Origin of the sequence: Streptosporangium sp. NPDC006013, from assembly GCF_040614275.1 — a bacterium.
GTDB lineage: Bacteria > Actinomycetota > Actinomycetes > Streptosporangiales > Streptosporangiaceae > Streptosporangium.
In genome coordinates, this window is sequence record NZ_JBEXUE010000180.1 from 1 (window position 1) to 18135 (window position 18135).

The following is an 18135-nucleotide window of genomic DNA, read 5'->3' on the forward strand; positions in this document are numbered from 1 at the left end:
GTCAAGAAGGCTCTTGAGGAGCCGCTGAAGCAGATCGCCGTCAACGCCGGCCTTGAGGGTGGCGTCGTGGTGGAGAAGGTGCGCAACCTTCCCGCGGGTGAGGGCCTCAACGCCGCCACCGGCGAGTACGTCAACCTGTTCGAGACGGGCATCATCGACCCGGCCAAGGTGACGCGCTCTGCTTTGCAGAACGCGGCGTCCATCGCGGCGCTGTTCCTCACCACCGAGGCCGTCATCGCCGAGAAGCCCGAGAAGGCCGGAGCCGCCCCCGCCATGCCCGGCGGCGGCGACATGGACTTCTAGCCTGATCTTCAACCTGTGCGTCGCGGACGCGGGTTGGCGGATTTCCTAGTCTTTGGGACCGGCTCGTCGATGTGCATCGGGGATACGTGCCATGAACGCTCAGCATCGACAACCCCACCAGGACCGGCCCGTCGTGGTCGAGAGCCGTCGCAGGCCGAGGTCATCGACCGGCACCGGATCGAATCCCTGCGGCAGCGTCACGACCTCCCGCTGCGCGACAGGACGCTGTTTCGGGTGCTGTACGAGAGCGCGGCCCGTCCCAGCCCGCATCCCCTCGCATGTCCTACCCGCACAACCACACACGGAGGCCCCTGATGCGTGCCTACGGTGTCACCTACGACACCGGCTTCCCATCTGCCGGAACCACCACCCACGAGCCCTTCAACCCGGACACGGTGCGCCGCGAAATGCAGATCATCCGCGACGAACTGCACTGCGACGCGGTCCGCATCACCGGAGGAGACCCCGACCGCCTTGAGACCGCCGCACACCACGCCGCCCGCGCGGGCCTGGAGGTCTGGTACTCGCCGTTCACCAACGGCCTCACCCAAGACGAGCTGATGACATTCATCGTCGACGGTGCCGAACGGGCCGAACGCCTGCGCCAGGCAGGGACTCGCGTCGTATTCCTCACCGGCTCCGAGATCAGCTTGTTCACCAGCGGATTTCTGCCCGGAGACAGCTTGGAGGAGCGGCTTGGCGTGATGGCCGAGCCCGCGCGGCTGCGCGCCGCGCTCCCCGAACTGCCCGCCCGCGTCAACGCCTTCCTCACCCGAGCCGTCGCCGCGGTGCGCGAACGGTTCGGCGGCCCAGTCAGCTACGCCTCCCTGCCCTTCGAAGGCGTGGACTGGGCTCCGTTCGACATGATCGCCACTGACGCCGGATACCGCGACGCGGCCACCGCGCACGGTTTCCGTGAGGGTCTCCGCGCGCAGGTCGCGCAGAGCAAGCCGTTCGCCGTCACCGAGTTCGGCTGCACCACCCACCGCGGAGCCGCCGCTCTGGGCGGACACGGCGACTCCATCGTCGAATGGGACGAACGCGCCCGTCCTGCCCGCCTGACCGCAGCCGTCATGCGGGACGAAGAAGAACAAGCCGAATACGTGCGCGAGCTCCTCGACATCTACGACGAGGAGGGCACGGACACGGCATTCGTCAACACGTTCGCCCGCCGGGACCTGCCGACGGCCTCCGAGCCCGGACGGGACTTCGACACCGCCAGCTTCGGCATCGTCAAGATCCTGGAGCACGGCCGCACAGGGACGACCTATCCGGGGCTGCCGTGGGAACCCAAGGCCGCCTTCCACGCCCTGGCCGAATACGGACGTGCCAGGACGGCCGGGACCGAAGAGACCACGGTGGTCCTGGTGGAGCACCACATCGAACTCGTCGCGAGCGTCGCCGACGTCGTGACCGTTCTCGACCGGGGCGAACTGGTGACGTCGGGGTCGCCGGAGGAGGCCCTCGGTGACGCACGGGTCGTCGAAGTGTACTTGGGGGCACCCGCATGAGAACGCAGGGCGAGGAACTTATCACCGTGTCCGGGCTGAGCTCCGGATACGGGACGGTGCCGGTGGTCCGCTCGGTGGACTTCACGGTCCGTACGGGCGAGATCTTCGCGGTGGTCGGCGGCAACGGGGCCGGGAAGACGACCCTGCTCAGCACCATCTCGGGGCTGCTTCATCCCACGTCCGGATCGGTGCGGCTCGCCGGAACCGACATCACCGGGTGGAGCCCGGAACGGATCGTGGCCCACGGCCTGGTCCACATTCCCGAGGGCAGGCGTCTCTTCACCGGGCTCACGGTGGCCGAGCATCTGAGACTCGGGCTCTGGAACGTCCCGAACCGGCGCAGGGTCGAGCGGGAGCGGACGGACCGGGTCGTGGACCTGTTCCCGGTGCTGGGCGAGCGGATGGACGCCTACGCGGAGGTGCTCAGCGGCGGCGAACAGCAGATGCTCGCCATCGGCCAGGCGCTGATGCGCGAACCCCGAGTGCTGCTGCTGGACGAACCGTCCATCGGCCTGGCACCCGTGATCATCCAGCGGGTGTTCGCGGTGGTGGACCGGCTGCGGGAGCAGAACCTGACGGTGATCCTGGTCGAGCAGCGTGTCAACCAGGCGCTGGCGCTCGCCGACCGGGGACTGGTCATGCGGCACGGCCGGGTCGAGGCGGCCGGCGCCGCCGCCGAGCTCGCGGAGGATCCCGTGCTGCGGGCCGCCTACCTGGGCGCGGCCGTGGCCGGCGAGCAGCGGAACAAGGAGTGACATGAGCGGTGAGTGGTGGGGCCCGGCGATGCCCGAGGCCGACGAATGCGTGGTGGCGGAGCTTCTCGTCCGCCGGGCCGCGGAGCACCCCGACCGGGTGTACGTGATCTTCGAGGACGGGGCGCGGTGGACCTACGCCGAGACCCTGGACCAGGCCGAGCGGGTCGCCGCGGGGCTGCACGCGCTGGGCGTGCGGCCGGGCGACACGGTCGTCTCCTGGCTGCCGAACGGGCCCGACGCGCTGCGCGTCTGGTTCGGCGTCAACCTGCTGGGCGGCACCCTGGTACCGCTCAACATCGCCTACCGCGGCGGGCTGCTCGAACACGCGATCCGGCTGTCCGGGGCGCGGGTGGCGGTCGTGCACGGCGAGCTGGCCGGGCGCCTGGACGAGATCGACATCGGCGCGCTGGAACGGGTGGTGGTGCTCGGGGAGGGCGACAGCCGGCCGACGGGCCGGGCCGGGACGCTGGGGGCGGAGGCGCTGGCGGCGCCAGCCCCCGGCTTCCGCCCGGACTCACCGCCCCGGCCGTGGGACCCGTACGCGGTGATCCTCACGTCCGGGACGACGGGGCCGTCGAAGGGCGTCCTGTGCTCGTACGTCCAGCTCGCGGCCTGCGCGCGGGCCGCGTTCGGCGGCTGCTTCGGAGCGGCCGACCGCTACATGGTGAACCTGCCGCTGTTCCACGCGGGCGGCACCATCGGCACGTACGCGGCGCTGCTGCTCGGCGGCGGGATCAGCCTCGTCAGCGCGTTCGACACCGAGTCGTTCTGGCCGGCCGTCCGCGACACGGGCACCACGCACGTCACGCTGCTCGGCGTGATGGCGACGTTCCTGGGCAAGTGCCCTCCGTCCCCGGATGACCGCGCCCACCCGCTGCGGCACGTCTTCATGATCCCGCTCATCGAGGACAGCGCGGCGTTCGCCGAGCGCTTCGGTGTCGACGTGGTGGCCATGTTCAACATGACGGAGGTGTCGATCCCGATCATCTCCGGCCCCAACCCGGATGTGCCGGGCACGTCCGGGCGGCTGCGGCCCGGCGTCGAGGCCCGGGTCGTCAACGAGCACGACCGGCCGGTGCCCGACGGGGAGGTCGGTGAGCTGGTGCTGCGCACCGTCCAGCCGTGGGCCCTGAGCCCCGGTTACCTCGGGATGCCCGAGGCGACGGCACGGGGCTGGCGCAACGGGTGGTTCCATACCGGGGACGCCTTCCGGACGGTGGACGGCGAGTACTTCTTCGTGGACCGGATGGGCGACACGATCCGGCGCCGCGGCGAGAACATCTCCTCGGCCGAGGTGGAGACCGAGCTGCTGGCGCATCCGTCGGTCCGGGAGGCCGCGGTGGTCGCGGTGCCGAGCCCCTATGGAGAGGACGATGTGCTCGCCGTGGTCGCGCCGGTGGCCGGCTCGGAGATCGACCCCGCCGAGCTGCTGCGCTTCCTGATCCCTCGCATGGCGCACTTCATGGTGCCCCGCTACGTGCGCGTGGTCGACGCGCTGCCGCACACCCCGACGAACAAGATCGAGAAGCATCGGTTGCGCTCGGACGGCGTCACGGCGGACACGGCCGATCGCGAGCGGCTGGGCGTGACCGTCCGGCGTGACCGCATCGGCGGGTCGCCCGCCGCAGGCTGAGCCTTCCCCCGGAGTACCGGCCGGCCCTCACGCCCGGCCGGTACTCCACACCTCGCGTCGAGAACGTGCGATCAGCCCTCCCGGCCGCCGGCCTCCGGGGCGTCAGTCCTCCGGGCCCGCGCCGACGAGTTGAAGGACGAGGAAGGCGTACTGGTCGGCCAGTTCCCGGGCGGACAGCCCGCGGTCGGGACGGAACCACTGCCCGGCGTTGATGCACATGTCGAGGATCGCCTTGGCGGCCACGTCCACCCGGGCCGGACCCGGCGACCGCGGGTCGCTCAGGTGGAACCGGCCGGCGTTCAGGCCCCGTTCCAGGGTGCGTTCGAAGATTCGGCGGACTCGCTGCTGGGCGTCCAGAACCTCCTTGGCCTGCTCGGGCGGGAGGTGACGCCATTCTGTCCGGGCCACCAGGCCCTCGATGCGCCGTTCGGTGTGGAAGAGCGTGAGCTCCCGCACCAGCTCGGCCAGTTGCCGGTCGGCCCGGTCGCCGCCGCGCAGGAGTCCTTCCTCCAGCGTGCGCTCGGAGTCCTCGTGCGCCCTCTTGAGGATCGCGTAGAGCACTTCCTCTTTGGACCCGTAGTGGTTGTAGAGCGAGCCCGCGGTGACCCCGCACGCGGCGGTGATCTTGCGGACGCTGGTCGCGGGGAACCCGTCTTCGTAGAACAGGCGCGCCGCCTCGTCGAGGATGCGCCGGCTCATCGAGGCCGTGGCCGGGGCGCCGTCAGTGGTCTTCCGGGAGCGTGTCGTACCCACCCCCTGACGCTATCACCACATGAACGTTCATTGACCTGGCATCGCGAAACCTGGTAAACAAACGTTTGTATATGAGGAGGGTGCGTAATGAGCGAACCGGTGATCGACGTATGCGAGATCGCCTACGACACCGAATGCTGGACGGCCTATCTGCGCGCGCTCGCCACCGCCGCGCCGCGCTATCTCGTCCTGTTCTCCGGGCGGCTCGCCACCCTCACCGGACAGGCTTCCGGCGAGGTCGCGGCCGAGGCGGCGCGCGATCCGACCGGAACCGCGAAGCGGCTGGCGGGCGCCCTCGGGCGCGGCTTCGACATCGACCGCCACGTCGCCGCGCTGGCCGCGGACGGGGTGGCTCATCAGGTCCTGCACGGCGGGCCGTGGCCCATCGGGGACGGCACGGCCCCTTCAAAGGGGTCCGGGCCGCGAGGGGAGCGGGTGTCAGACCGAGCGGTAGAGCTCGGCCACCCGGAAGGCCAGGTCGAGCGACTGGCCGCGGTTGAGACGCGGGTCGCAGGCCGTCTCGTAGCGCCGGGCCAGGTCGTCCTCGACGATCTCGGCACCGCCGCCCACGCACTCGGTGACGTCGTCGCCGGTGAACTCGATGTGGACGCCGCCCGGGTGGGTGCCGAGCGCGCGGTGCACCTCGAAGAAGCCCGCCACCTCATTCAGGACGTCGTCCAGGCGGCGGGTCTTGTGGCCGCTGGGCGCCTCGAAGGTGTTGCCGTGCATGGGGTCGCAGATCCACGCCACCTGGGCGCCGCTCGCGGTCACCTTCTCCACCAGCTCGGGAAGGTGGTCACGGATCTTCGACGCGCCCATCCGGGTGATGAAGGTCAGCCGTCCCGCCTCGTTGTCGGGGTTGAGCTTCTCGATCAGCGCGAGGGCGTCCTCGGCGCTGGTCGTCGGGCCGAGCTTGACCCCGATCGGGTTGCGGATGCTGGCGAAGAACTCGACGTGCGCGCCGTCGAGCTGGCGGGTGCGCTCGCCGATCCAGACCATGTGCGCCGAGACGTCGTACGGCTGGCCGGTCCGCGAGTCGATCCGGGTGAGCGCCTGGTCGTAGTCGAGGATCAGCGCCTCGTGCGAGGAGTAGAACTCCACGGTGTGGAACTCCTCGGGCTCCGCCCCGCAGGCGCGCATGAAGGCCAGCGCCTGGTCGATCTCGCGGGCGAGCTGCTCGTAGCGCTTGCCGGCCGGGGACTCGCCCACGAAGTCCTGGTTCCAGGCGTGCACCTGGCGCAGGTCGGCGTAGCCGCCCTTGGTGAAGGCGCGGACCAGGTTGAGCGTCACCGCGGAGGAGTGGTAGGCGCGCAGCAGCCGCCCCGGGTCGGGGATGCGGGAGTCGGCGGTGAAGTCGAAGCCGTTGACCATGTCGCCCCGGTAGGCGGGCAGCTCGACGCCGTCACGGATCTCGGTGTTCTTCGAGCGGGGCTTGGCGAACTGCCCGGCCATGCGGCCGATCTTCACCACGGGGACCTTGGCCGCGTAGGTGAGCACGATCGCCATCTGGAGCAGCGTCTTGAGCTTGTTGCGCACGTCGTCGGCGGTGGCGCCGGCGAAGGTCTCGGCGCAGTCTCCGCCCTGCAGGACGAAGGCCTCGCCCCGTGTCACCGCCGCCAGGTCCGCCTTGAGGTTGTCGCACTCGCCCGCGAAGACGAGGGGCGGGAGTCCCTTCAGCTCGGTGACGACCTTGTCCAGCTCGCCGTGGTCAGGCCACACGGGCTGCTGCGCCGCAGGCAGCTGCCGCCAGGAATCGAGGTTGATGCTCACGACATACCAGGCTATTGCAACCGGCTGTGCGAACGGACCCGATTGTCCACATGGTGAGAAGGTCTTTATGCCTGGTGAGATCCCGAGGGGTCGGCGACGTGTTCGGGCAGGACGCCCAGGCCGATGAAGCGTCTGGCCAGCAGGCCCAGCATGGGAAGGCGGGCGACGTCGCGCGGCAGCCGCACCGGGCGGGTGCGCCCGGTCAGCGCCGGCCGGATCAGCCGGTTCTGGACGACACGCTGGGCGAACTGGGTGATCACGGTGGGCGGGGTGCGCCGCCGCTGGACCCTCGCGAGCAGCGACTCGGGGATCTCGGCCCCGGCGGCGAGCGGTCCGGCCAGCAGGTTCGCGGCGGCGACCGCGTCCTGCACGGCCAGGTTGATGCCGACGCCGAAGACCGGCGACATGGCGTGCGCGGCGTCACCGATGACCAGCAGCCCCGGCCGGTGCCAGCGGCGCAGCCGGTTGAGCGCGACCGACAGCACGCTGACGTCCTCGAAGCCGGACAGCAGCCCCACCCGGTCCGCCAGGAAGGGCAGGAGCCTGGCGACCTGCTCGCGCAGTGCCGCCATCCCCGCCGAGCGCAGTGCCTCGAAGCCGTTCTTGGGGATCACGTAGGCGAGCTGCCAGTAGGTCTCGCGGTTGATCGACACCATCAGGTGGCCCGACGACACTCGCAGGAACGCCGACTCGGAGTCGGTGGGCTCGCGCGGCAGCCGGAACCAGACCACGTCCATCGGGGCCCCGTGCTCCACGGGGACCAGCCCGGCGGCCTTGCGCACGTCGGAGCGGCGGCCGTCGGCGGCCACGGTGAGCGTCGCGCGCAGTTCGTGCTCGCCGGAGGCGTCCCGGTAGCGCACCCCGCGCACCGCGTCGCCTTCGCGGATCACTCCGTGGACCTCGGACTCCATGAGGAGGTGGAAGTTCGGATACCTGGCGGCGGCACTGGTCAGCAGGTCGAGGAACTCCCACTGCGGCACGAAGGCGATGTACTGATATTTGCCTTTAAGCCCTGACAGATCGGCGATGGGCACCGTGCTGTCGTCGGTCTGGATCTCCAGCCCGTACACCTTGCGGTGGGGGAGCCGGTGAAATTCCTCGGCCAGGCCGAGCTCGTCGAGGATCTGGAGGGTCGACGGATGGATGGTGTCGCCCCTGAAGTCGCGCAGGAAGTCGCCGTGCTTCTCCAGGAGCGTCACCTCGACGCCGGCCCTGGCCAGCAGTAGCGCGAGCATCGCCCCGGCGGGACCGCCCCCGGCGATCACACACGTGTTCCGAGTCATAATTCATCACCCCATGAAATTCTGGCACGGGATGCCGCCGAAGAGAACAGCGGGCGCGCTCTTTTCCGGCCCGGCGCCGGCCGGGGTGCCCTCCGGTCAGCGGATGCCGACGTAGAACCGTGTCCGGTCGCTGCGGTGCAGCGCGTAGTAGGCCTCGAACCGCGTGTCGTCGGGCATCCAGGCGACCGACTCGATGCCGAGCAGTGGCGTCGAGGTGGAGACCTCGAGCAGCGCGGCGTCCTCGCGGTTGGGGAAGGCGGCCTCGATCCACCGGTCGGCGGCGGCGGGCTCGATCCCGTAGCGCCGCCGCAGCAGGTCGTACAGTGACTGGTTCTCCAGCACGGCGCGCTCCAGGCCGGGCACCAGGCGGGCGGGCAGGGCGGTGTCGACGAGCAGCCAGGGCTGCCCGTCGACGCGCCGGAGCCTGCGCAGCCTGACCACCTGTTCCCCGGGTGGGATCCGCAGCAGGGCGGCCTCACGCTCGTCGGCCTCGCCGAGCGACTGGCGGATGGTCCGGGTGGTCACGCGGCGGCCGGACTCCCGCAGGTCGTCGGCGGAGCCGGACATCGACCCGATGAAGTTCAGTTCGGTCTTGCGTGGCGAGACGAAGGCGCCCCGCCCCTTGATCTTATAGATCAGGCCCTGCTGCACGAGCTCGCGCAGGGCCTCCCTGACGACGGTTCGGGAGACCCCGAACATGTCGGTGAGCTCGGCCTCCGACGGCAGCGGCCGGTCCGCGCCGAACTCACCGCTCTCGATGGTCGCCCGCAGTGCGCGCATCAGCTGCATCCACAGCGGCTCCGTTCCGTCGCGGTCGAGGCGCGGATACGTCATCGTCACGGAAACCTCCTCGGGGGGCGTCCAGGAAAGCATTTCATATGGGCAGACCTGTCATGACAGGACGGTGATCCTGTCGTGACAGGAATCCGGTGGCGCCGGGTGGATTCCCGTCTATCTACCCGCTGAGCAGGAAAAAAAGAGGCTCTTGACATCCACGTAACGTGGATTTAGCGTACCTGTCACTACAGGTCTGTAATGACTACGCCGCTACGCCCCCTATGAGCGATGAGTTCACGGCCTCGACTCGCACCGCCTCGGCGGACCTGCCCTCTCTGGAGACCATGATGCGTATCCGTCCCACATCCCGGCACTGGCGTGCGGCCTCGGCGGCGTCACTGACCGCCCTCGCGGTCCTGGCGGCCGGTTGCGGCTCCGGTGACTCCGGCGCCGGCACCTCCGGCGGCGCCGCCGCGGAGACCTCCGGTGAGAAGCCGTTCATCGCCCTGAGCAACGGCTTCATCGGCAACGGCTGGCGCCAGACGATGATCGCCAAATTCGAGGCGGCGGCGGGCCAGGCCCAGGCCGACGGCCTGATCAGCAAGTACAAGGTCGTCAACGCGCCGGGAGAGAACTCCGCGACCGAGCAGGTCGCCCAGATCAAGAGCCTCCTGCTGCAGAAGCCGGACGCCCTGCTCATCGACCCGGCCTCGCCCACCGCGCTCAAGCCGGTCATCCAGCAGGCGTGTTCCGCGGGCGTCACCGTCGTGGTCTTCGACTCCGCGATCGAGTCGGAGTGCGCCTACGTGCTGCAGAACAGCTTCGTCGACTGGGCCACCTACGCGGCCAAGCCGCTGCTGGAAGGCATCGGAGGCAAGGGCAACGTCATCGTCAGCCGGGGTGTCGTCGGCTCGCAGCCCGAGGCCGAGATGCTCGAGACCACCAAGAAGATCCTCGGTGAGTACCCCGGTGTGAAGACCGTCGCGACGGTGAACGGGATGTGTGACGGCGCCACCGCGCAGAAGGCCGTGCTCGGCGTGCTGTCGAGTGTGCCGAAGGTCGACGGCGTCGTCGGCTGTGGCGACGGCTACGGCGTCGCCCAGGCCTTCGCCACGGCGGGCAAGCCGGTTCCCGCGGTGACGTTCGAGACCAACGGCCGCGCGCTGAGCTACTGGAAGGACAACAAGATCGACAACGGCTCGGTGGCCGTCATGTCCGACCCGGGCCAGTCGGTCGCCGCGCTGTGGCAGGCGCTCGACCTGCTGGAGAAGCGGGACATCCCCAAGCACATGACCTTCCCGATCGTCCTGGTCGAGCAGAAGGACCGGGACGCCTGGGCCTCCGTCCTCAAGCCCGACGAGTACGCCGCCTGGCCCTGGACGCGTGAGCTCTTCCGCGAGCAGGTCAAGGCCGTGCAGACCGGTGGAGCGCCGGTGCAGCCGCCGATCCCGGCGGCTGCCGGTTAGGCGGGGAAGGCACGGAGGAGGCCGCCTCATGCACGTCGACAACTTCGCCGCCAAGCCGCTCGCGGCTTCGCGGGAGACCGGCGGGGGACCGTCCGAGCAGCAGCCCGTCGTGATCGCGAGGGGCGTGACCAAGACGTACGGGCGCACCCGGGCCCTCGCCGGTGTCGACCTTGAGGTACGGGCCGGCGAGGTGCTCGGCCTCGTCGGCCACAACGGAGCCGGCAAGAGCACGCTGATGCGGGTCCTCGCCGGGCTGGAGGCCTGCGACGAGGGCACGGTCACGGTGTGCGGGCGGGACGCCTCGGGCGAGGCCGGGCCGCGGGCCGGGGACTTCCGCGGCGTGCGGATGGCCTACCAGGAGACGTCGCTCTGCCCCGACCTCACGGTCGCGGAGAACATCTGGGTCTCCTCACGCCACTGCCTTCCCCGGCTGGGCTGGCGGCGGGCGGCCGGTGACGGCGTACGGCGCAGGCTCGACGAGATGTTCCCCGGCCACGGGGTGGCCCCGGGCGACCGGATCGAGGACCTGTCGCTGGCCCAGCGCCAGATGGTCGAGATCGTCCGGGCCAGCCTGGTCGACCGGCTCGACCTGCTGATCCTCGACGAGCCCACCGAGTCCCTCGGCCCGGACGCCGCGCGCTCGCTGTACGACTACGTCCGCACCCTCACCGCGGGCGGCGTGGCCGTGCTGCTCATCTCGCACCGCATCCGGGAGGTCCTCTCGGTGGCCGACCGCGTCGCCGTGCTGCGCGACGGGGCGGTCATCGCCGAACGGCCCGCGAGCGGACTCGGCGAGCACGACGTACTGACCCTGATGGGGGCCGAGGTCGCCGTGAGGACCGGGAACGAGCGGATCACGGCCGCCGAGGACGCCTCCGGGGATCGGCCGGTGCTGGCGGAGTTGCGCGGCGCCACCGGTCCCGGCCTGCGCGACGTCTCCGTACGGGTCGGCGCGGGTGAGGTCGTGGGCCTGGCCGGGCTGGCCGGTCAAGGCCAGCAGGAGGTGCTCGAACGCCTGTGGCACCCGGTGCGGCGTGACACGAAGGTGCGCGGCACCCGGGCGTACGTGCCGGGTGACCGGCAGCGTTCCGGGGTACTGCCGCTGTGGAGCGTGGCGGAGAACCTCGTGGTGACCGCGGCACGCGGTATCGCGCGCCGAGGTCTGCGCCGCCCCGCCGAGGAGCGCGCGGTCGTGCGGAGCTGGGTCGATCGCCTCGCGATCCGAGGCGGCCCGGACGCGGCGATGACCGAGCTCAGCGGCGGAAACCAGCAGAAGGTGATCGTCGCCCGGGCGTTCGCCTCGGCGGCCGACCTCGTCCTGCTCGACGACCCCTTCCGGGGAGTCGACGTGCACACCAAGACCGACCTGTACGGCCTCATCCGCCAGGAGGCGGCCCAGGGCCGGAGTGTCGTCTGGTATTCGAGCGAGAACGCCGAGATGGCCCACTGCGACCGGGTCTACGTCTTCCGGGCCGGCCGGGTGGTCGCCGAGCTGGCCGGGGCGGAGATCTCCGAGGAGAGGATCATCGCCGTCTCGTTCGCCGAGTCCGATGGAGCGCAGAACCATGAGTGAGACTCTCGCGCCGGCCCTGCCGAGCCGGGCGCGGATGCGCCGGCCGGCCCCGGCCGTGGTCAGCGCCGTCGCCATGATCGCGATGATCGCCGTCTGCGCGTCGCTGCAGCCGGACGTGCTGAGCGTGGCCGGGCTGTCGCTGGTCCTCTCGGCGACCGTGCCCCTGGTCATCGCGGCCCAGGCCCAGATGACGCTGATGGCGGTCGGTGACATCGACCTCGGCATCGGTACCTTCGTCGGCCTGGTCACCGTGATCACTGCGACCAGGCTGGTGACCTCCCCGCTCGTCGGGGTCCTGATCCTGCTCGGGCTCGTCGCCTCCTACACCGTGCTCGGCGTTCTCATCCACCTGCGCAGGGTGCCGTCGCTCATCGCCACCCTCGGCGCGTCGTTCGTCTGGCTGGGGCTGGGCATGTTCGTCCTGCCGACACCCGGCGGAACGACCCCGGAGTGGCTGGCGGCCTTCGGCATGTGGCAGCCCGCCGGGTTCCCGGCGCCGCTGCTGCCGATCCTCCTCGTCGCCGCGCTGGTCTACCTGCTCAGCGCGCGCAGCACCCTCGGGGTCCGGATGCGCGGCCTGGGCAGCAATCCGGTGGCCCTGGAGCGGGCGGGCCTGCGCCCGCTGGCGTCGCGGGCCATCGCCTACACCGCCGCAGGCGCGCTCGGCGTGCTGTCCGGGCTCGTGCTGGCCTCCCAGACCGGGGGCGGTGACGTGTCGTCGGCCTCCAGCTACACCCTGATGACGGTGGCGGCGGTGATCCTCGGCGGCGGCTCCTTCCACGGCGGCAGCGCCGTGCCCTGGGGAGTGGTGGTCGGCGGCGTGACCCTCGGCCTGGTCAGCGTGGTCCTCAGCCTGCTCGATGTGCCGACCAACATGCAGTCGGCGGTTCAAGGCGTGATCGTCCTGGCCGTGCTCGCCGGACGCGTCCTGGTCGGAAAGGTGCTGCGATGAACATCCGCGCGCTCGTTGCGCGTCCGTGGATCTGGGGTTTCGCCGCCGCGGCGCTCGTCTGGCTGATCATCCTGGCCATCTCAGGTCAGGGGGGCGGCCAGACGGTCTCCCTGGCCCTGTCCCTGGCGCCCTACCTGGTCATCGTGGGACTCGGGCAGATGCTCGTCATCACCGCCGGTCCCGGCAACATCGACGTCTCCGTGGCGCCGATCATCTCCCTCGCCGGATTCGTCTCGGTCCTGGCGGCCTCGTCCACCGGCTCGGCGACGCTGGGAATCCTCGCGGGCGCCGGTGTGGGGCTCGTCATCGCGGCGATCAGCACGGTGGCGATCCTCGGCCTGTCCGTTCCACCGATCATCGCCACGCTGGCCGCCGGGCTCATCGCCTCCTCGGGCACGCTGTCGCTGGCGAACGGTTTCAGCGCGGTGCCCGATCCGGGACTGCGGAGCCTGCTCAACCTGCGCCCGGCGGGCATCCCCATCCTCGCCGTGGCCATCGCGGTGGTGACCGTCCTGGTCATCGCGCTGCTGCGGGGCACGATCTACGGCCGTTCGCTGATCGCGGTGGGGCAGAACCGCAGGGCGGCCGAGCGCGCCGGAATCCCCGTCGCGCGGATCATCGCGGTGACCTACCTGGCCAGCGGCGCGCTGGCCGGCCTGACCGGAGCCCTGCTGGCCGCCTACATCGCGCCCTCCGCGGACCTCGGCACGCGCTACCTGCTCGACTCGGTGGCCGTCGTCGTGATCGGCGGAACGCTCATCTCGGGCGGGCGGGCCGTGCCCGTCGGTGTCTGGGGGGCCGCGCTCTTCTTCATCCTGCTGGACGGCCTGGTCAACCTCGTGGGCTGGAGCAGTGCGGCGCAGAACCTGCTCAAGGGCGGTCTGGTGCTGCTGGTCCTCTTCCTCGCCGGCGGCGGTGACCGCGTCGCCGGCACATCCTCCCGTTTCCGACGGCGGCCGCGACCCGCGGTCGTCACCACCACAACCACTGGAGAGAACACCCATGGCTGACACCGACGGTCTGCTCGACGCCCGCGACTTCGGCGGCGCCGCCTCCGTGACCGGCGGCTTCCACGTCAAGGGCGCACAGGCCCAGGACTGGGGCCTGCAGAACCGGCTCGCGCGCATCTTCAGGGCCGACACCGGCCGGACCGTGATGCTCGCGTTCGACCACGGCTACTTCCTCGGCCCGATGGCCGGCCTTGAGCGCATCGACGTCAACATCGCCCCGCTGGTGCCCAACGCCGACGCGATCATGCTGACCCGGGGCGTGCTGCGCACCAGCATCCCGCCGGCCACCGACGCCGGCATCGTGCTGCGCGCCAGCGGCGGCCCGAGCGTGCTGCGCGACCTCTCCGACGAGCACATCGCCCTGGACATGGAGGACGCGGTACGGCTCAACGCCGCGGCCGTGGCCATCCAGGTCTTCGTCGGCAGCGAGAACGAGTCGCGGTCGATCGCCAACCTCGCCGCGCTGGTGGACGCCGGCCAGCGGCACGGTGTCGCCGTGCTCGGCGTCACCGCCGTCGGCAAGGACATGGTCCGCGACGCCCGCTACTTCCGGCTGGCCACCCGGATCAGCGCGGAGATGGGCGCGCACATCGTCAAGACTTACTACGTCGAGGAGGGCTTCGAGACCGTCACCGCGAGCTGCCCGGTGCCGATCATCGTCGCGGGTGGCAAGAAGCTGCCCGAACTCGACGCCCTGACGATGGCCTACCGGTCGATCCAGGAGGGTGCCGCCGGCGTCGACATGGGCCGCAACATCTTCCAGAGCGAGAACCCCGCCGGCATGCTCGCGGCGATCCGCGCCGTCGTGCACGACGAGGTGAAGCCCGAAGAGGCATACCAGCTCTTCAAGGACCACCCGGCCGCCGGCACAGCGTCCTGACCCCCTCTGGGGCTCGGGCCCCGGCGCGAGACCGCCGGGGCCCGGTCCCGTCATCTCCCGGGAGCTCCCATGTCGCAACAACCAGCCGGATCTGACGACGTCGTCGACCTCGCCGTCATCGGAGCCGGTATCAACGGGCTCGCCATAGCCCGTGACGCCGCCACCCGTGGCCTGCGTGTCGTCGTCGTCGACCGCGCCGACGTGGGCTCGGGAACGTCGAGCACGTCCAGCCGGCTGATCCACGGCGGGCTGAAGTACCTCGAACGCTACGACTTCAACCTCGTGCGGGAGTCGATCCGTGAGCGGCACCTGCTGTTCCGCAACGCCCCGCACCTCGTTCGCGACTACCCCATGCTGATCCCCTCCTACGCGGGTGACAGCAGGCCCGGCCCGCTGATCCGGCTCGGCCTGGCCGCGTTCGACGTCCTGTCGACGGGGCGCAGGCACGGCCGCAGCCGCAGTGTGTCCCTCCGCACGGTGGCCCGCAGGTGGCCCACGCTGTCGAGGCGCGGCCTGCGCGGGGCATCGCTGTTCCCCGACGCGCAGGTGCCGTGGGCCGAGCGGCTCTGCGTCGAGTTGCTCCTCGACGCCCGGCGGCTCGGCGCGCGGGTGCTCACCCACACCACGGTCACCGGGCTGATCGTGGAGAACGACCGGGTCACCGGGATACGGGCCGAGGACAACGCCTCCGGCGCGCGAACCGAGATCCGGGCCGCGATCACGGTGAACGCGGCCGGCCCGTGGATCGACAGAATCCTCGACGGGCAGGTGGCCAGCCGGCGCCTCAACGGCGGCACCAAGGGCAGCCACATCGTCGTCGACGCGTTCCCGGGCGCGCCCGACACCTGCATCTTCTTCGAGGCGGCCGCCGACCATCGGCCGATCTTCGTCCTCCCCTGGGAGGGTCGCTACATGCTGGGCAGCACGGACCTGACCTACGAGGACGATCTCGACGAGGTCGTCACCGGCGACGAGGAGATCGACTACCTGCTCGCCGAGACCAACCGGATCTTCCCGAACGCCGGCCTCACCCCCGACGACGTGCTCTACAGCGTGGCCGGCGTCCGGCCCCTGCCGTACACCGCCGGGATCTCCGACAACGCCAAGATCAGCCGTGGGCACACGGTGCACAGCCACGCCCCGGCCCACCCGGGGCTGTTCACGGTCATCGGCGGCAAGCTGACGACCCACCGCGCCCTCGCCGAGGACGTCACCGACGCGGTGCTGCGCGCGCTCGGCCGCACTCGCCGGCGCTGCCTCACCCGTTCCAGGGCCTTCCCCGGAGCCGACACCGCCGACTGGCCGACCTTCAGCGCGGACTTCATGCGCTCCTCGCCGCTCACCCCGGCGCAGTCGCGCCGGCTGCTCGACGTCTACGGCGTACGGGCCCGCAGGGTGCTCGAACTCGCTGAGACGGACGACACACTCGCCGAGGTCGTCGACGAGGAGACCGGCGCGCTCGCCGCCGAGGTGGTGATGGCGGTGCGCGAGGAGGGCGCCGTGACGCTGGGGGACATCCTGCTACGACGTACCCTGATTGGACTCGGTCCCGACATGGGCCTGAAGGCGGCCGCGGCCTGCGCCGACATCGCCGTACGTCACCTCGGCTGGGACGAGGGGCGGGCCCGCGCCGAGATCACCGGCTACGAGGCCGAACTGCGGCGCTTCAGGCCACGGGTTCTGGCCACGCCGGCCACAGCGTCGGTCACGCCGTCGGTCACGCCGTCGGCCACACTGCGGAGTAGCGACAGGAGGACCTCGTGACAGCCCCGGACACGTGTTATATCGGTGTCGACATCGGCCTGACGGCCTCGAAGGTCGCGGCCTTCGACACCGAGGGACGGGAACTCGGCGTCGTGCACGCCCGCACCCCCCGCACCAGCGTGACCGCGCACCGTCACGACGTCGACATGCTCGGGCTGGCCGACACGGTCATGGCGCTGCTCGGCGAGCTCACCGGGAAGCTGGCCGCCGACGGATACACCCCGGCGGGCATCGGGGTGGCGGCCCACGGTAACGGACTGTATCCGGTCGACGCCGCCCTGAGGCCGGTCGGGCCCGCCATCGCGTCGTCGGACAGCCGGGCCCAGCGGATCGTGGACGCGATCCCGGAGCGGGAGGCCAGGCGGCTGGCCAGGGAGACCGGCTCCATCCCGTGGGCCGCACAGCCCGCCGTGCTGCTGCGCTGGCTGCACGACGTCGAGCCGGAGAGCTACCGGGCCACCCGGTGGGCACTGTCCTGCAAGGACTGGGTCACCGCGCAGCTCACCGGCGTGCCGAGCGCCGACTACAGCGACGCCAGCGCCTTCGGCATGGTGGCCCTCGACACCCGCGCCTATACCCCGACGGCGCTGGAGCTGGTGGGGCTGCCGGCGAGTGACCTCGACCGGTTCCCTCCGCTGCGCCAGTCCAGTGACGTGGTCGCCGGGCTGAGCGCCCAGGCCGCGGCACGCACCGGACTCCCCGAGGGACTGCCGGTGATCGCCGGTTGCATGGACTGCGTGGCGGCGACGCTCGGCGCCGGGGGACGCGGCCTCGGAGACGTGACGATCATCGTCGGGACGTGGGCCATCAACGGGGCCGTGGTGCCCGCCCGCACTCCGGCGCCCGAGGTCACCATGAGCGCGCTGATGCCCGACCCGGCCACGATGCTGGCCATGGAGGTCGCGCCGACCTCGGCCGCCAACCTCGAATGGCTGGCATGCGCGTCGGTGCCGCACGACCAGGTCGGCGGCCTGCTCGCGGCGGACCTGCTCAGGGAGGCGGCCATGGTGCCGCCGGGCGCGGAGGGGCTGCTGTTCCTGCCCTTCGTCAACGGAGCCCCCGAACACCCCGCGGCGTCGGGGACCTTCCTCGGCATCTCCGGCGTGCACCGCCGTGGGCATCTCACCCGCGCGGTCATCGAGGGGGTCGCCCAGTACCACCGGGTCCAGCTCGACCGGGTCCTGGCCAGCGGAGCCGACATCGGGGACCGGCCGTGGCGGCTGGCCGGTGGCGGCGCCCGATCCGAGGTCTGGGCGCAGATCTTCGCCGATGTGCTGGGGCGGCCGGTCCGCCGTCAGCTCACCAGCGAGCTGGGAGCACGCGGCGTCGCCTCGCTGCTGCCCGCCGCGCTCGGCCACGATCTCCAGCCGTGGTCGGTCAGCGACGAGGACGACCTGTGCGTGCTTCCAGGCCCCCACCGGGAGGCGTACCTGCGGCACTCGGAGGTCTTCGACCGGACGCTGGCCGGCATGTCGTCCGCCTGGTCGGAGGTCGACCGGTACCGCACGGCCGGTCCCGCCGACGCCGGGTAAGGCCGGGAGGGCGCCGGGCCGGCCGGTCACGGCCGCCGCCGGGAACCTGCCGGGAACCCGGGACGCGGGCACCGGGCCGTGACCGGGCCGGGGTGAGGTGCGGAGCCGTCCGGACGCGGGCGGGGCGGTGGCCTACCCGCACCAGGGCACCAACACGGGCTGGCAAAGGATCC

The 18135-nt window shown here is 71.2% G+C and carries 15 protein-coding genes; 11 read left to right on the top strand and 4 right to left on the bottom strand.

The window, feature by feature from the left end:
• From ABZ260_RS25620 to ABZ260_RS25635, 4 genes are all read left to right on the top strand, one after another.
• Positions 1-303 (top strand): TCP-1/cpn60 chaperonin family protein (locus tag ABZ260_RS25620; protein WP_355622404.1); only part of this gene is annotated, 303 nt, incomplete at its 5' end.
• A 314-nt stretch (positions 304-617) separates the two neighbouring features.
• Positions 618-1814, top strand: a complete 1197-nt coding sequence (locus tag ABZ260_RS25625; protein WP_355622406.1) for a hypothetical protein — start codon at positions 618-620, stop codon at positions 1812-1814.
• Between the two features lie 26 nt (positions 1815-1840).
• Positions 1841-2569: an ABC transporter ATP-binding protein gene (locus ABZ260_RS25630; protein WP_355622409.1), complete on the top strand. Its 729-nt coding sequence runs from the start codon at positions 1841-1843 to the stop codon at positions 2567-2569.
• Position 2570: 1 nt separating this feature from the next.
• Positions 2571-4202, top strand: a complete 1632-nt coding sequence (locus ABZ260_RS25635; protein WP_355622412.1) for an AMP-binding protein — start codon at positions 2571-2573, stop codon at positions 4200-4202.
• A 102-nt stretch (positions 4203-4304) separates the two neighbouring features.
• Here ABZ260_RS25635 and ABZ260_RS25640 read toward each other — a convergent pair whose 3' ends face one another.
• The 4 genes from ABZ260_RS25640 to ABZ260_RS25655 all read right to left on the bottom strand — a co-directional run bounded on the left by ABZ260_RS25640 (position 4305) and on the right by ABZ260_RS25655 (position 8842).
• Positions 4305-4955 (bottom strand): TetR/AcrR family transcriptional regulator, encoded by a 651-nt coding sequence (locus ABZ260_RS25640; protein ID WP_355622415.1) that lies wholly within the window; start codon positions 4953-4955, stop codon positions 4305-4307.
• A 438-nt stretch (positions 4956-5393) separates the two neighbouring features.
• A complete protein-coding gene (locus ABZ260_RS25645) occupies positions 5394-6725 on the bottom strand; it encodes a class II 3-deoxy-7-phosphoheptulonate synthase (RefSeq protein ID WP_355622419.1) in 1332 nt (443 codons plus the stop codon).
• Positions 6726-6790: 65 nt separating this feature from the next.
• Positions 6791-8008 carry an FAD-dependent oxidoreductase gene (locus ABZ260_RS25650; RefSeq protein WP_355622422.1) on the bottom strand — a complete coding sequence of 406 codons (1218 nt, stop codon included), beginning with the start codon at positions 8006-8008 and terminating at the stop codon, positions 6791-6793.
• 96 nt (positions 8009-8104) lie between these two features.
• Complete coding sequence (locus ABZ260_RS25655) at positions 8105-8842, bottom strand: GntR family transcriptional regulator (RefSeq protein ID WP_355622443.1); 738 nt, start codon at positions 8840-8842, stop codon at positions 8105-8107.
• A gap of 224 nt (positions 8843-9066) precedes the next feature.
• Here ABZ260_RS25655 and ABZ260_RS25660 point away from each other — a divergent pair, with 224 nt between their 5' ends.
• The 7 genes from ABZ260_RS25660 (at position 9067) to ABZ260_RS25690 (ending at position 17962) form a co-directional block, all read left to right on the top strand.
• Positions 9067-10251 (top strand): ABC transporter substrate-binding protein, encoded by a 1185-nt coding sequence (locus tag ABZ260_RS25660; RefSeq protein WP_355622425.1) that lies wholly within the window; start codon positions 9067-9069, stop codon positions 10249-10251.
• 28 nt (positions 10252-10279) lie between these two features.
• Positions 10280-11824, top strand: a complete 1545-nt coding sequence (locus ABZ260_RS25665; protein ID WP_355622428.1) for a sugar ABC transporter ATP-binding protein — start codon at positions 10280-10282, stop codon at positions 11822-11824.
• Positions 11817-12776, top strand: coding sequence for an ABC transporter permease (locus ABZ260_RS25670; protein ID WP_355622431.1), 960 nt, complete (start codon positions 11817-11819; stop codon positions 12774-12776). Before ABZ260_RS25665 ends, ABZ260_RS25670 begins: the two co-directional genes overlap by 8 nt.
• Entirely contained in the window at positions 12773-13786 is a 1014-nt protein-coding gene (locus tag ABZ260_RS25675) for an ABC transporter permease (RefSeq protein WP_355622434.1), read from the top strand. The genes ABZ260_RS25670 and ABZ260_RS25675 overlap by 4 nt, the downstream gene beginning before the upstream one ends.
• Positions 13779-14666 carry a 3-hydroxy-5-phosphonooxypentane-2,4-dione thiolase gene (lsrF, locus tag ABZ260_RS25680; protein ID WP_355622437.1) on the top strand — a complete coding sequence of 296 codons (888 nt, stop codon included), beginning with the start codon at positions 13779-13781 and terminating at the stop codon, positions 14664-14666. The genes ABZ260_RS25675 and lsrF overlap by 8 nt, the downstream gene beginning before the upstream one ends.
• A gap of 69 nt (positions 14667-14735) precedes the next feature.
• Positions 14736-16430 (top strand): glycerol-3-phosphate dehydrogenase/oxidase, encoded by a 1695-nt coding sequence (locus ABZ260_RS25685; protein ID WP_355622440.1) that lies wholly within the window; start codon positions 14736-14738, stop codon positions 16428-16430.
• A complete protein-coding gene (locus tag ABZ260_RS25690) occupies positions 16427-17962 on the top strand; it encodes an FGGY-family carbohydrate kinase (RefSeq protein ID WP_355567124.1) in 1536 nt (511 codons plus the stop codon). The genes ABZ260_RS25685 and ABZ260_RS25690 overlap by 4 nt, the downstream gene beginning before the upstream one ends.
• Positions 17963-18135 lie beyond the last annotated feature (173 nt).

Bases quoted from the DNA above. Each gene is read 5' to 3' on its own strand.
- ABZ260_RS25685 (WP_355622440.1), top strand. From the start codon at position 14,736: ATGTCGCAACAACCAGCCGGATCTGACGACGTCGTCGACCTCGCCGTC.
- ABZ260_RS25670 (WP_355622431.1), top strand. From the start codon at position 11,817: ATGAGTGAGACTCTCGCGCCGGCCCTGCCGAGCCGGGCGCGGATGCGC.
- ABZ260_RS25665 (WP_355622428.1), top strand. From the start codon at position 10,280: ATGCACGTCGACAACTTCGCCGCCAAGCCGCTCGCGGCTTCGCGGGAG.
- ABZ260_RS25675 (WP_355622434.1), top strand. From the start codon at position 12,773: ATGAACATCCGCGCGCTCGTTGCGCGTCCGTGGATCTGGGGTTTCGCC.
- ABZ260_RS25660 (WP_355622425.1), top strand. From the start codon at position 9,067: ATGAGCGATGAGTTCACGGCCTCGACTCGCACCGCCTCGGCGGACCTG.
- ABZ260_RS25650 (WP_355622422.1), bottom strand. From the start codon at position 8,008: ATGACTCGGAACACGTGTGTGATCGCCGGGGGCGGTCCCGCCGGGGCG.
- lsrF (WP_355622437.1), top strand. From the start codon at position 13,779: ATGGCTGACACCGACGGTCTGCTCGACGCCCGCGACTTCGGCGGCGCC.
- ABZ260_RS25625 (WP_355622406.1), top strand. From the start codon at position 618: ATGCGTGCCTACGGTGTCACCTACGACACCGGCTTCCCATCTGCCGGA.
- ABZ260_RS25655 (WP_355622443.1), bottom strand. From the start codon at position 8,842: ATGACGTATCCGCGCCTCGACCGCGACGGAACGGAGCCGCTGTGGATG.
- ABZ260_RS25635 (WP_355622412.1), top strand. From the start codon at position 2,571: ATGAGCGGTGAGTGGTGGGGCCCGGCGATGCCCGAGGCCGACGAATGC.